Source organism: Pseudomonas sp. BLCC-B112 (assembly GCF_028550695.1).
Taxonomy (GTDB): Bacteria; Pseudomonadota; Gammaproteobacteria; order Pseudomonadales; family Pseudomonadaceae; genus Aquipseudomonas; species Aquipseudomonas danubii.
On sequence record NZ_JAQQGK010000003.1, the window covers coordinates 115,374 to 128,808 of the forward strand.

Genomic DNA, 13,435 nt, shown 5'->3' on the forward strand with positions numbered 1-13,435 from the left:
CTACAGGGGAATTTCCGCTGGGCCGACCATGGCGTAGTTGTAGCCCCCGCCGGACCAGTACTGTGCCTGCAACGGGCCGTCACGGCGGCTGCCACGGGGTAGCAGGGTGTTTTGCGGTCCTGGCGGGCGGATGTAGAAGCTGACTTTGCGCCCCTCGCGATCCTGGTACAGAACCATTGCCGCCGGCCCTTGTTCGGTACTGAGCAGGCGCCCGCTGACCGCTTTGAAGCCAGCGTCGTGCAGGTCCGGCAGCGGGCTGGCCTGGGTGAAGTAGCGATCCAGCCAGGCTTGCATGGCGCCGTTGTCCTGGACCTTGAAGTCCGCCGGCAGGATGCCTTGCTCGGCGAACAGGCGATACGCCTGGAGGGCATCGGTCATCGGCAGCACGCCGTTGCCAGCCAGGGTCAGCTCCCGGGCCTGCCAGCCGCTCAGACCGCCAACCCCGACCGCCACGAGCAGCGCCGCGGCACTGGCCAGGCGCCGCAAGCCCCGCTGCTGGTGGCGCGCACGGATCAGCGTCGGCTCCAGCGCCGGGTTGGGCGCTTGCAGCAGGGCGCCACCGAGGGCGGCCCGCAGGTGCTGGGCATCCTGCTGCCAGGCCTGGACCTGGGCCGCCGTCTGCGGATGGTTGGCCAGGTAACTGTCCAGCACCCGGCGGTCCGCTTCGCTGAGTTGGTGATCGACGTAGGCGTGCAGGTCGCTGTCGCTGGGGGGCAGGCTGATCATTTGAGTATCCGTAGAGAGGGGCTGCTGATTTCGCCGTCGCTGAGTTGGCGCAGCGCCTGGCGGGCCCTGGACAGGCGCGACATCACGGTGCCGACGGGGACCAGGAGGATCTCTGCCACTTCCTTGTAGCTCAAGCCCTCCACCGAGACCCAGAGCAGCAGGGCGCGTTGCTCGGCGTTCAGGCGCTCGAAGGCTGCCAGGGTCGACTGGGCGACTACGGTGCGCTCCACCGAAGGCTGGGCGTCGTCACGGCCGGTAAAGAATTCGAGCATGCGTGCGTAACGCCGGGAGCGTCGGTGGGCATCAAGAAACTGCCGGTAGAGGATGGAAAACAGCCAGGCTCGCAAATCGCCTTCGGGGCGTTTATGGGCCCGACTCGACAAGGCGCGCTCCAGGCAGGACTGCACCAGATCGTCGGCGCTGCTGGGCTGGCGCGTCAGGGACAGGGCAAAGCGCCTGAGGCGGGGGAGCAGCAGGCGTAGCTGTTCGTCGAAATCGTTCATGAAGTCCTGCAGGTGCTGGGCCAGTCACTAGGCTTGGGACTAGGAAGACGCGCCGTGCTGCAGGTTATTCCAGTCGCGGAAAAATAAATATCGGCGTCTGGAATAACCGGTACCGGGTTGCGTCTGACAGGTCCTTGCCCCTGTGGCCCCGCGTACTGGAGATGTCCATGGCTGCCCCATCCTCGCCACCCGATCGTCCGCCCTTGAGTGCTGTCAGCCTGACCTTGCGCCTGGGGGCCATTGCCTGGGTGGTGGCCGCCGCTGCCGCGGCGCTGGCCTACGTGCACGGCAATTTCGACCCGCAACGCCTGACCCCCAAGGCCCTGGTGGATGTGCTGGAGACCAATAACGGCGTGCATCCGGGGTTTCGCCGCAACCACGCCAAGGGCGTGTGTGTCATCGGTTACTTCCAGAGCAGTGGCGAGGCCCGGGCCTACTCCACGGCACAGGTGTTCAGTGAGGCGCAAACGCCGGTGGTGGGGCGTTTTGCCCTGCCCAGCGGCAACCCCTATGCGCCGGACAGCAGCGTACCGATCCGCAGCCTGGCGTTGCGTTTCCTCCAGGCCAACGGCCAGCAGTGGCGCACGGGAATGAACAGCATGCCGGTGTTTCCGGTGGGCACTCCCGAGGCGTTCTATCAACTGCAGCAGGCCAGCTCCCCTGATCCGGCCACGGGCAAGCCGGACCCGACCAGGGTGCCGGCGTTCTTTGCCGCTCACCCCGAGGCTGGGCCCTTCTTGCAATGGGTCAAGAGCGCCAAGCCTTCAGCCAGCTACGCCAGTGAAAGCTACAACGGGATCAATGCCTTCTACCTGGTCAATGCCAATGGCCAGCGCCAGGCGGTGCGTTGGGGCGTGGTCCCCGAGACCGGTGAGGCGCCAGCCCAGGGCAGCGCTCCGCAAGGCGCGGACTACCTGGAACAGGACCTGACGCAGCGCCTGGCTCAAGGGCCGTTGCGCTGGCGTTTGCAGATCACCCTGGCGGCGCCCGATGACCCCACCAATGACGCCAGCAAGGCCTGGCCCGCAGAGCGTCCGGTGATCAATGCCGGGACCCTGGTGCTGCAAGGCACCCAGCCGCAGAACAGTGGCCAGTGCCGGGACATCAATTACGACCCGCTGGTCCTGCCCAATGGCATCCAGGCCTCCGATGATCCCCTGCTGGCGGCACGCTCTGCCGCCTACGCCAGTTCCTACCTGCGTCGCACCAGTGAAGTCAGTCAATTGCCCTCCGCCCAGGAACCGCGTCCATGAATAGCCAACCTCAACACTTCGCCCCGCTGGCGCGTCTGCTGCACTGGCTGATGGCGCTGATGATCATTGCCATGCTGTTTATCGGTGCCGGCATGGTGACCTCGGTGTCCGCCCGTCATGAGTGGCTGATCCACCTGCACAAGCCGTTGGGCATCGCCATTCTGCTGTTGGCGGCGGTGCGCCTGTTTGTGCGTTTTTCCACTCGGCAACCGCCGCTGCCGGCAGACTTGCCGGGCTGGCAGGTGTTGGCGGCCAAAGCCTCCCATGTGCTGCTGTACGCCCTGATGCTGGGCTTGCCGGTACTGGGCTGGGCCATGATTTCGGCGGCCGGGGACCCGGTGATGCTGAGCGGTTCGTTGCAGTTGCCGGCGATCCTGCCGGCCAATGCCCAGGTGTTCGCTCTCTTGCGCAAGGCCCATGGCTACCTGGCTTATCTGCTGTTCCTGACGGTGTTGCTGCATCTGGCGGCGGCACTGTTCCATGGCTGGGTCCGCCGAGACGGGGTATTGCAGAGCATGCTGCGGGGGCGTGGTTAAGTCCCCCTTGAGCAAGCCTGCTGTGTCGTTCAAATGGCACAGCGAGCCTCGGTCCGGGCTTTCCCGGGGTTCAGGCTCCACAGCCAATAGACCAGTGCCAGGCTGTTGATAGCGGCTCCCAGCAGGCAGACACCGATCCAGCCAGCCCAGGCGTAGGTGGCGGTGGCGGCAATCGAGCCGCCGGCGCTGCCCAGGGAGTAGAACAGCATGTAACCGGCGGCCAAGCGGCTCTGGGCTTGTGGGCGCACGCTGTAGATCAGGCTCTGGCTGGTGACGTGGACGGCCTGCAAGCCCAGGTCGAAGGTGATGACTCCCAGTAGCAGTGCCCACAGGGACGATTGGGTAAAGGCGATGGGCAGCCAGGACAGCAACATCAACGCCAGAGCCAGGCCGCTGGTCCACTGCGCCAGGCCGCGATCCGCCCAGTGCCCGGCCCTTGCTGCGCCCAGGGCGCCGGCGGCCCCGGCCAGGCCAAACAGGCCGATTTCGGTGTGAGACAGCGACAGCGGCGGGGCGCTCAGAGGCAGCACCAAAGGGGTCCACAAGACGGTGCCTGCGGCGAAGATCAACATCGCCAGCACTGCACGGTCGCGCAGCACTTTTTCTTCCCTGAACAGTTGCAACAGTGAGCCGAGCAATTGCCCGTAGCGTTGCGCCGCGGGTGGCTGTTCAACTCTGGGCAGCACTCTCCACAGGGTCAGGGCCACCAGCAGGGTCAAGCCGGCCGACAACAGATAGACCGAACGCCAGCCGGCCAGATCGGCCATGGTTCCGGCCACGGTGCGGGCCAGCAGAATGCCCACCACGATGCCGCTGGTCACCATGCCGACCACCTGTCCACGCTGGGCTGTGGGTGCCAGGTTCGCGGCATAGGCCACCAGAGTTTGGGTCACCACCGCCAGCAGGCCGGTGCTGGCCATGCCCAACAGCAGCCAGGCGCTGCTGGGGGCCAGGGCCACCATTAGCAAGGCCAGCACTGACAGCAGAGTCTGGGTGACGATCAGTCGCCGGCGGTTGAGCAGGTCGCCCAAAGGCACCAGCAACAGCAGCCCCAGGCCGTAGCCCACCTGGGTCAGGGTGATGATGATGCCCACCGTGGCCGGCGGCAGGTCGAAGGTTCGGGCCATGGCGTCCAGAAGCGGCTGGGCGTAGTAGACGTTGCCCACCGCCAGGCCACAGGCGATGGCGAACAGCAGCACCACCCGTGGTGAAAGAGTCGAGGGGGCAGGAGGGGAAGGATCGCGTGACATGTCGGGCTCCGTATCTGGTTTCGTTATAAAACCAGTTGTACGGTAGAGATCGTGGTTTTATATTGCAACCACTTTTCTGTGGCCCGAACGGAGACTGCCCAGCATGGTTAAACGCACCAGCTTGCAAGATGCCGAGTGCCCGGTGGCCCGCTCACTGGACGCCATCGGTGATTGGTGGTCGTTGCTGATTGTGCGGGATGCCTTTGACGGCATCCGTCGCTTTGGCGAGTTCCAGCGCAACCTCGGCATGGCCAAGAACATTCTTGCCGCACGTTTGCGCACCCTGGTGGAACACGGGGTTTTTGAAGTGGTGCCGGCCTCGGATGGCAGTGCCTACCAGGAGTACGTGCTGACGCCAAAGGGCAAGGGGCTGTTTCCCCTGATCATCGGCTTGCGCCAATGGGGCGAGGCGTTTTTCTACGAGGAGGGCGAGGCGCATTCGCGAATGGTCGACCGGGAAACCGGGCAACCGTTACGTGCGCTGGAACTGCGTGCGGCGGATGGGCGCTTGCTGGGGCCGGAGGATTGCCGACGGGTGCCGGCTGGCGCCGATGAGTGACGACTGCGCACAGGCTCGCGCAGCCGTCATTCGGGTTCAGCGCAGGTGATCCACTAGGTCGGCGAGGGTGCTCATGACATCCTTGCCCAGCTGCATGGAGCGCTTGCCGGACCAGCCGGTGACGGGGTTGGGGTTATCGTCGTGGTCCTTGAAAGGCATCTCCAGGGTCAGCGCCAGGCAGTCGTATTTCTCCCCGACGGCATTGCAGGCCAGGGTCATGTTGGCCTCTCCGGGATTGTCCCGGGCGTAGCCGTGGGTAGTCTGGAAGTCTCGGGTCTGGCGCTTCAAGTGGCTGCGAAAATGCTCTTCGAGTCCCGCCAGGCGTGGCGTGTAGCCCGGGTTGCCCTCGCAGCCGGCGGTGAAGACGTGAGGAATTTCTTCATCGCCGTGCACATCAAGAAACAGGTCGACGCCGTACTTTTCCATCTGCTGCTGGACGAACAGCACCTCCGGGCTCAGTTCCTGGCTGGCGTTCTGCCAGGCGCGATTCAGGTCCTGGCCCTTGGCGTTGGTGCGCAGGTGGCCGTGGAACGCGCCGTCCGGGTTCATGTTGGGCACCAGGTACAGATCGGCCTTGGCCAGCAGCGAGTTGAGCTCCGGGTCATCCCGGTGTTGCAGGCGCTCGATCACACCTTCCATGAACCATTCGGCCATGTGCTCGCCGGGATGCTGTTGGGCAATGATCCAGATCTTGCGCTGCCCTTCCTTGCCGCTGCCCTTGCGCAGAAGCTGGATATCCCGGCCTTCGACGCTTTTGCCCACTGCCAACAGTTCGGTGTCGGCCTTGCTCAGGGCTTGATCGATCAGCCAGTCGTGGCGCCCGCGACTGTAGGGCTCGAAGTAGGCGAACCAGGCGTGAGTCTGGGTGGCCTCCAGATTGAAACGCAGGGCGTCACCTTCGAAGATCGTCGGTACGCGAAACCAGTTCACATGGTCATAGGAAGCGACGGCCTGGTAGCCGGTCCAGGCTTTGTTGTAGGAGGACTGGCTGGCGTTGGTCAGGCGGAACCAATGTTCCTGGCCGACATGCAGGCCGCTGACCTTGAAGTGAAACCATTGGAAGTGCGGACTCTGGGTATCCGGGCGGATGGCCAGCAGTGCCTGCAGCGGATTGCTGATGTCCAGCACGTTGATATTGCCGCTGTCGAAGTCGGCAGTAATTTGAAACGAAGTGTGATTACCCACGGTCATGGTCGGTCCCTGTATAGGATTGTTATGACCGCTACTCTACACACTGAGGGGGGTAATAGAAGGGGGGGCGTCGTCCTTGACGCAGAAGCAGCTTAGTGGCTATGCGATTGATTCTCAAGCGCTACTTTTGTCTTTCCTGGCCATTTAGCACGGCTGCTATCTTGCAAAAGGACATTCTTTTGCTATCATCGCCGCCATTATTTTAGCTGCATCCACGTCTTCATTAGCCTGAAGCCAAGCCAGAAAACTGGCAAAAAAAAGACCCGGCAAAAAGCCGGGTCAAAAACCGTGATTAGCCTGATGAGGAGATAATCCAAAGGTCCGACCTAAGGTCCTTTGGGCTATCGACTGATCTCGCGACCAGTTGCTTGCAATAATAATCATTATCATTTGCAAGTCAAATGTTTTTCCCTGCCCTTCGGAAAATATTTTTCCATTTCTCCTGTTTCCGCTGTTTATTCCTTGCCGGCGCCTCAGCTGGACTCAAAGCGCTGACTTTCCAGGGACTTGTCCACCAGGGCTTTGGCCAGGTCGATCATGTGCACCACGGAAAAAGCCAGGTCACGCTTGGCCCCCCGCAGATTGTCGGCCGCGTCATAGGCGGTGGCTGCTGCACAGCGCAGCAGATCGGATGCATGGATCATGGCTTCCTCGCTGCTGAGGTTGCGCCTGACCTCGAAAAACTTCTCTTCCTTGTCCGATCCGGTCAGCGCGGGCTTCAAGTAGTAGTCCATCGCCCGTCGTGCTGCGTGGCTGCCCTTGAGTGAATTCAATGTGGTCTCTGTATCGAGCTCTGGCACGTCCTTGCTGCTTGCGTTCATAAAGTGTTCCGTCCTGTTTGAGAAAAGGAAAGAGGGGTATGAACTAGATTAATACGTATTGTAATTGTGACGAGATTTCAAATACTACAAGTTGTGTGTTGAGGCCGGAAATACACAACGTATTGTTCAGTCCATGGACAAATGGATCGAGTTGGTCAAAGCCAACATGAAAGGCCGCAAGGTCACACAGGAAAAACTCGCCGAGCGTCTGGGCATGTCTCAAGGTGGTATCGGTCATTGGTTGAGCAAACGCCGTCAGCCAAAGATCGAAGACATGAATCGGGTGCTTGAAGAGATCGGCATGGGCTTTCTGGAAGTTGCCCTGGTGGTCCGCGAGAAACCCATGCTCGGTGACGATGGCGAACCCCTGGTGAACGAGCCTTCACTGTTGCACAAGTACAATCCGTATTTCCGTTATCCGGTGAGCGATTGGCGAGCTGCTGGGGAAGTTCGTGAAGATGGCAAGTCAGCCTATGTACCGGAGCGCTATGAGCTTTCCGATTATCAGGCTCAAGGCGCGGCGTTCTGGCTGGTGGTAGTCGGTGACGCAATGATTGCGCCCAGCGGCTTGAGCATCAGTCAGGACATGCTGATTCTGGTGGACCCGGCTATTACCGCCGAGCCTGGGAAGTTGGTGGTCGTACAGTGTCCCGGTAATGCCGAGGCGATCTTTCGTAAGTGGGTGAAAGAGGGCAGTCAGCATTATCTGGTTCCCCTCAATCCCACCTATCCGAAGATGCTCTACAGCGACGAGTGCCGGGTTATTGGTGTAGTCGTACAAGCTACTGCGAAGTTTTAACTTGCTTGAAAGGCCCCTTCCTACAGCTAGGAAGGGGCTTTCTTATTAGTGGGTTTACTCCAACTCTACCAACGCACTGCCTTCACTAACCATTTCGCCTTCCTGGCAATACAGTGCCTTGATGACGCCTGCCTGGGGCGCGCGGATGCTGTGTTCCATCTTCATCGCCTCCAGCACCACCAGTTGCGCACCGGCTTCGACGCTTTGCCCGGCGCTGACCAGCACCCGCACGATGCTGCCGTTCATGGGCGCAGTAAGTCCGCCCTGGTGGCTGTGACTGGCATCGGCTGCAGCAATCGGATCGTAAGCCGTGACGCTGTGCATCTCGCCCTGCCAGTGCAGGTACAGAGTGTCACCACGGCGAATGGCGCGATGTTCACGACGCAGCCCCTGTTGCTCTACCCATAGGTGTTCACCTTGCAACTGGAAGGCTGGCGAGCGAGCGCCCAGGCTGATGGCCTGATCCTGTCCGGCACAGCTCAGGTGCAGGCTGGTCTGGGCCGGTAACGCGCTGCGCCAGCCATTGACTGCCGACCATGGGGACTGCAGGTCGTCGCTACGCACCCGTTCCGGCTGGCTTTGTGTAAACGCCTGTGCGGCCGCTTGCCAGAAGTCCGCGCCGAGTTCGCTGGGCGCTGGCAGTAATTGTTCCTGATAGCGTGGGATAAATCCGGTATCCAGTTGCGCCTCGGCGAACGCTGGATGGGCAATGATGCGCCGCAGGAACGCCAGGTTGGTTTTCAGGCCACCGATGGCGAACTCGTCCAGCATGCTTAGCAGGCGCAGACGAGCCTGCTCGCGGTTTTCGCCCCAGGCGATCAGCTTGCCCAGCATCGGATCGTAGAAGGGCGACACGCTATCGCCTTCCTCGACCCCGCTGTCGACCCGACGGCCCGGGCCAGCGGCGGATTCGCGATACAACTCCAGGCGCCCGGTCGCGGGAAGGAAGTCGTTGCCCGGATCTTCGGCATACAAGCGCACTTCAATGGCGTGCCCCAGCAGCGGGACCTGTTCCTGGCTGATGGGCAGGGCTTCACCCTGGGCCACGCGTATTTGCCAGGCCACCAGATCGAGGCCGGTAATGGCTTCGGTAACCGGGTGTTCCACCTGCAGCCTTGTATTCATCTCCATGAAGAAGAATTCGCCGCGAGCATCGAGGAGAAACTCCACGGTGCCGGCGCCGACGTAGCCGATGGCCTGGGCCGCGCGCACGGCGGCTTCGCCCATGGCCTTGCGCAACTCGGGGCTGAGGCCGGGAGCGGGGGCTTCTTCGACCACTTTCTGGTGACGCCGCTGGATCGAGCAGTCGCGCTCGTTGAGGTACAGGCAGTTGCCGTGTTGGTCGGCGAACACCTGGATCTCCACGTGGCGTGGCTTGAGCAGGTACTTTTCCACCAGCATCCGCGAATCGCCAAAGGATGATTGGGCTTCACGTTGGGCCGAGGCCAGGGCTTCGGCCAACTGGCTGACGTCCTCGACCACTTTCATGCCCTTGCCGCCGCCGCCAGCGGTGGCCTTGAGCAGTACCGGGTAGCCGATGCGCTCGGCGGCACTGCGGAAGGTTTCCAGGTCCTGGGCTTCGCCGTGATAACCCGGCACCAGAGGTACGCCGGTGGTTTCCATCAGTGCCTTGGCCGCCGATTTGCTGCCCATGGCGTCAATGGCCGAGGCGGGCGGGCCGAGAAAGATCAGGCCCGCCGCTTCGATGGCTCGGGCAAAACCGGCGTTTTCCGAGAGAAAACCGTAGCCGGGGTGAATGGCCTGGGCGCCGCTGGCCTTGGCCGCAGCGATCAGCTTGTCGATCTGCAAGTAACTGTCGGCGGCCTTGCTGCCCCCCAGGTCGACGCGGATATCTGCCTCGCGGCTGTGCCGGGCATCGCGGTCGGTGGCGCTGTGCACGGCCACGGTGGTCAGGCCCAAGGCCTTGGCGGTGCGCATCACGCGGCAGGCGATCTCGCCACGGTTGGCCACCAGTAAAGTGTCTAGAACAGGGGCGCTCATCAGCGGGACTCCTTGGTCGTGGTCTCGGACTGCCAACTGGGCGGGCGTTTTTCCAGGAAGGCCCGCAGGCCTTCCTGGCCTTCGGTGCTGACCCGAATCCGCGCGATGGCATTTTCGCAGTAGCGACGCAGGGCTGTGGTGAGGGCGCCATTGCCCACTTCTCGCAGCAGGTCCTTGCTGGCACGCATGGCTTGGGGGCTGTTGAGCAGCAGATTGTCGATCCATTGGGTGACTTGCTGTTCCAGCTCGGCAGCCGGGTAACTCTCCGCCAGCAAGCCGATTTCTCGTGCCCGTTGGCCGCCAAAGCGCTCGGCGGTGAGGGCATAACGTCGGGCGGCGCGCTCGCCAATGGCCTGGACCACAAAGGGACTGATGACCGCTGGTGCCAGGCCAATGCGGACTTCCGACAAGCAGAACTGCGCATCGTCGGTACCGATTGCCATGTCGCAGCAACTGATCAGGCCCAGGGCGCCACCAAATGCTGCGCCTTGCACCACGGCCAGGGTCGGGATCTTCAGCTTGGCCAGGTTGTACATCAACTCCGCCAGTTCCCGGGCATCGTCGAGGTTGGTTTGGTAGTCGAGTTCGGCGGACTGCTGCATCCAGGCCAGGTCGGCGCCGGCACTGAAGTGCTTGCCGCGTCCGCGCAGCAGCAAGAAGCGCAGGCTCGGGTCGCCCTGCACCTGATCCAGGGCCAGGATCAGCTCGCGGATCATCTCGGCGTTGAAGGCGTTGTTCTTGGTTTCGCGGCTGAGCCACAGGGTGGCGAAGCCACGAGGGTCACGCAGCAGTTCCAGGGTATTGAAGTCGCTCATGTTCTTCTCGCGCAGGATTACATGCGGAACACGCCGAAGCGGCTCTGTTCGATGGGGGCATTAAGGGCCGCAGACAGGGCCAGGGCCAGGACGTCACGGGTCTGTGCCGGGTCGATGACGCCGTCGTCCCACAGCCGGGCGCTGGAGTAGTAAGGGTGCCCCTGGTGCTCGTATTGATCGAGGATCGGCTGTTTGATCTCGGCTTCCTGGGCGGCGTCGAAAGGGTGTCCGCCGCGTTCCGCCTGCTCGCGCTTGACCTGGACCAGCACCCCGGCCGCCTGTTCGGCACCCATCACGCCAATTCGCGCGTTGGGCCACATCCACAGAAAGCGTGGATCGTAGGCGCGACCGCACATGCCGTAGTTACCGGCCCCGAAGCTGCCACCGATGATCACGGTAAATTTCGGCACCTTGGCGCAGGCCACCGCAGTGACCAGCTTGGCGCCGTGCTTGGCGATGCCGCCAGCCTCGTATTTCTGGCCCACCATGAAGCCGGTGATGTTCTGCAGGAACAGCAGGGGAATCCCACGCTGGCAGGCCAGTTCGATGAAGTGCGCGCCTTTTTGCGCGGCTTCGGCGAAGAGGATGCCGTTGTTGGCGAGGATGGCGATAGGGTAGCCATGCAGGTGAGCGAAACCGCAGACCAGGGTGGTGCCGAACAGGGCCTTGAACTCATCGAACAACGAGCCGTCCACCAGCCTGCTGATGACTTCGCGTACATCGAAGGGCTGCTTGGGATCGGCCGGCACCACGCCGTACAGCTCTTCACGGGCATACAGCGGAGCAATTGGCGTGCGTTGCTGCAACTGGCCCTGCTTGTGCCAGTTGAGGTTGGCCACGCTGCGCCGGGCCAGGGCCAGGGCGTGTTCATCGCTGTCGGCGTAGTGGTCGGCAACCCCGGAAATCTTGCAGTGCACGTCGGCGCCGCCCAACTCTTCGGCACTCACCACCTCGCCGGTGGCGGCTTTTACCAGGGGCGGGCCGGCGAGGAAGATGGTGGCCTGTTCACGAACCATGATGGCTTCGTCGGCCATGGCCGGCACGTAGGCGCCGCCGGCGGTGCAGGAACCCATGACCACGGCGATCTGCGGGATGCCCTGGGCGCTCATGTTGGCCTGGTTGAAGAAGATCCGGCCGAAGTGCTCGCGGTCCGGGAATACTTCGTCCTGGCGCGGCAGGTTGGCGCCGCCGGAGTCCACCAGGTAGATGCAGGGCAGGCGGTTCTGTTGGGCGATGGTCTGGGCCCGCAGGTGTTTTTTTACCGTCAGCGGGTAGTAGGAGCCACCTTTCACCGTGGCGTCGTTGGCCACGATCATGCATTCGATGCCTTCTACCCGACCGATGCCGGCAATCACGCCGGCGGCGGGCACGTCTTCGCCATAGACCTCGTAGGCGGCCAGGGGGCTGACTTCAAGAAACGGCGAGCCAGGGTCGAGCAGGCGGTTGATACGCTCGCGCGGCAGCAGTTTGCCCCGGGAAGTGTGGCGCTCCTGGGCCTTGGCACCACCGCCTTGCTGGACCTGGGCGAGCAGGGTATGCAGGGCGTCGACTTGGGCCAGCATGCTGGCCGCGTTCTGCGCGAACTCGGGGGATTTCGGGTTGAGCTGAGACTTCAGAATCATGGGAGGGCCTACGGCAGCTTCAAGCGACACGCTTCAAGCTGCAAAAGTAAGTCGGTATTACGGCAGCTTTGGCTTGCCGCTCGTAGCTCGCAACTTGCGGCTGCTCTTACTTGGTTTCGTTGAACAGTTCGCGACCGATCAGCATGCGGCGGATTTCGCTGGTGCCGGCGCCGATTTCGTAGAGCTTGGCGTCACGCAGCAGGCGGCCCGCGGGGAATTCGTTGATGTAGCCGTTGCCGCCAAGGATCTGGATCGCATCCAGGGCCATCTGGGTGGCACGTTCGGCGCTGTAGAGAATCACCCCGGCGGCGTCCTTGCGGGTGGTTTCGCCACGCTCACAGGCCTGGGCCACGGCGTACAGGTAGGCGCGGCTGGCGTTGAGCTGGGTGTACATGTCGGCGATCTTGCCCTGGATCAACTGGAACTCGCCGATGCTCTGACCGAACTGCTTGCGGTCGTGGATGTAGGGCACCACCAGGTCCATGCAGGCTTGCATGATCCCGGTCGGGCCGCCGGAGAGCACCACGCGCTCGTAGTCCAGGCCGCTCATCAGCACTTTGACCCCGCCGTTGAGCACGCCGAGGATGTTTTCCTCCGGCACTTCCACGTCATCGAAGAACAGCTCGCAAGTGTTGGAGCCGCGCATGCCCAGCTTGTCGAACTTGTTGCTGCGGCTGAAGCCTTTCCAGTCACGCTCGACGATGAAGGCAGTGATGCCGTGGGGGCCCTTTTCCAGGTCGGTCTTGGCGTAGATCACGTAGGTGTTGGCGTCGGGGCCGTTGGTGATCCAGGTCTTGCTGCCGTTGAGGACGAAGTGGTCACCGCGCTTGTCGGCGCGCAGCTTCATCGACACCACGTCGGAGCCGGCGTTGGGTTCGCTCATGGCCAGGGCGCCAATGTGTTCGCCGCTGATCAGCTTGGGCAGGTATTTGCTCTTTTGCTCATGGTTGCCGTTGCGGTTGATCTGGTTCACGCAGAGGTTGGAGTGGGCACCATAGGACAGTGCCACCGAGGCGGAGCCGCGGCTGATCTCTTCCATGGCCACCACGTGGGCCAGGTAACCCAGCCCGGCGCCGCCGTATTCTTCCGCTACGGTAATGCCCAAGAGACCCATGTCGCCGAACTTGCGCCACATGTCGGCGGGGAACAGGTTGTCGACATCGATCTGTGCCGCCCGAGGAGCCAGTTCCGCCTTGACGAAGGCCTGGACCTGTTGGCGCAGCATGTCAATGGTTTCACCGAGGGCGAAGTTCAGGGTCGGGTAACTCATGGCGGGGCACCTTCAAACTTGTTTTTATTGAGGGAATGGGCTGCAGAGAGCGGCGCTGTCTAGCTCTCACCTTTACGTTAACGTAAACC

General features: G+C 62.5%; 13 protein-coding genes. 4 read left to right on the plus strand and 9 right to left on the minus strand.

The window, feature by feature from the left end:
* Nucleotides 1-726: an anti-sigma factor family protein gene (locus tag PQT43_RS09475; RefSeq protein WP_267268603.1), complete on the minus strand. Its 726-nt coding sequence runs from the start codon at nt 724-726 to the stop codon at nt 1-3.
* A complete protein-coding gene (locus PQT43_RS09480; RefSeq protein WP_267268602.1) occupies nt 723-1,229 on the minus strand; it encodes a sigma-70 family RNA polymerase sigma factor in 507 nt (168 codons plus the stop codon). The genes PQT43_RS09475 and PQT43_RS09480 overlap by 4 nt, the downstream gene beginning before the upstream one ends.
* Before the next feature lie 167 nt (nt 1,230-1,396).
* Between PQT43_RS09480 and PQT43_RS09485 the strand changes: the two genes are divergently transcribed.
* Both PQT43_RS09485 and PQT43_RS09490 read left to right on the plus strand, forming a co-directional pair.
* Nucleotides 1,397-2,482 (plus strand): catalase family peroxidase, encoded by a 1,086-nt coding sequence (locus PQT43_RS09485; RefSeq protein WP_272753760.1) that lies wholly within the window; start codon nt 1,397-1,399, stop codon nt 2,480-2,482.
* Nucleotides 2,479-3,018 (plus strand): cytochrome b, encoded by a 540-nt coding sequence (locus PQT43_RS09490; protein WP_102881811.1) that lies wholly within the window; start codon nt 2,479-2,481, stop codon nt 3,016-3,018. Before PQT43_RS09485 ends, PQT43_RS09490 begins: the two co-directional genes overlap by 4 nt.
* Nucleotides 3,019-3,047: 29 nt before the next feature.
* Here the strand turns inward: PQT43_RS09490 and PQT43_RS09495 are convergent, their stop codons facing one another.
* Entirely contained in the window at nt 3,048-4,268 is a 1,221-nt protein-coding gene (locus tag PQT43_RS09495) for an MFS transporter (RefSeq protein ID WP_272753761.1), read from the minus strand.
* A gap of 103 nt (nt 4,269-4,371) precedes the next feature.
* Here PQT43_RS09495 and PQT43_RS09500 point away from each other — a divergent pair, with 103 nt between their 5' ends.
* Complete coding sequence (locus tag PQT43_RS09500) at nt 4,372-4,827, plus strand: winged helix-turn-helix transcriptional regulator (protein WP_102864686.1); 456 nt, start codon at nt 4,372-4,374, stop codon at nt 4,825-4,827.
* A 36-nt stretch (nt 4,828-4,863) separates the two neighbouring features.
* Here PQT43_RS09500 and PQT43_RS09505 read toward each other — a convergent pair whose 3' ends face one another.
* Both PQT43_RS09505 and PQT43_RS09510 read right to left on the minus strand, forming a co-directional pair.
* Complete coding sequence (locus PQT43_RS09505) at nt 4,864-6,018, minus strand: M14 family metallopeptidase (RefSeq protein ID WP_110596137.1); 1,155 nt, start codon at nt 6,016-6,018, stop codon at nt 4,864-4,866.
* Nucleotides 6,019-6,491: 473 nt separating this feature from the next.
* Nucleotides 6,492-6,839 (minus strand): DUF6124 family protein, encoded by a 348-nt coding sequence (locus tag PQT43_RS09510; protein ID WP_102864688.1) that lies wholly within the window; start codon nt 6,837-6,839, stop codon nt 6,492-6,494.
* Between the two features lie 133 nt (nt 6,840-6,972).
* On the opposite strand from PQT43_RS09510, the gene PQT43_RS09515 reads away from it, so the two are divergent.
* Nucleotides 6,973-7,638 (plus strand): LexA family protein, encoded by a 666-nt coding sequence (locus tag PQT43_RS09515; RefSeq protein ID WP_102881807.1) that lies wholly within the window; start codon nt 6,973-6,975, stop codon nt 7,636-7,638.
* 54 nt (nt 7,639-7,692) lie between these two features.
* Here the strand turns inward: PQT43_RS09515 and PQT43_RS09520 are convergent, their stop codons facing one another.
* From PQT43_RS09520 to PQT43_RS09535, 4 genes are all read right to left on the minus strand, one after another.
* Entirely contained in the window at nt 7,693-9,639 is a 1,947-nt protein-coding gene (locus PQT43_RS09520; protein ID WP_272753763.1) for an acetyl/propionyl/methylcrotonyl-CoA carboxylase subunit alpha, read from the minus strand.
* Nucleotides 9,639-10,454 (minus strand): gamma-carboxygeranoyl-CoA hydratase, encoded by an 816-nt coding sequence (locus tag PQT43_RS09525; protein WP_253085166.1) that lies wholly within the window; start codon nt 10,452-10,454, stop codon nt 9,639-9,641. Before PQT43_RS09525 ends, PQT43_RS09520 begins: the two co-directional genes overlap by 1 nt.
* A 17-nt stretch (nt 10,455-10,471) precedes the next feature.
* Complete coding sequence (locus PQT43_RS09530) at nt 10,472-12,076, minus strand: carboxyl transferase domain-containing protein (RefSeq protein ID WP_110596134.1); 1,605 nt, start codon at nt 12,074-12,076, stop codon at nt 10,472-10,474.
* 106 nt (nt 12,077-12,182) lie between these two features.
* Complete coding sequence (locus PQT43_RS09535) at nt 12,183-13,346, minus strand: isovaleryl-CoA dehydrogenase (protein WP_102864693.1); 1,164 nt, start codon at nt 13,344-13,346, stop codon at nt 12,183-12,185.
* Nucleotides 13,347-13,435: the final 89 nt, after the last annotated feature.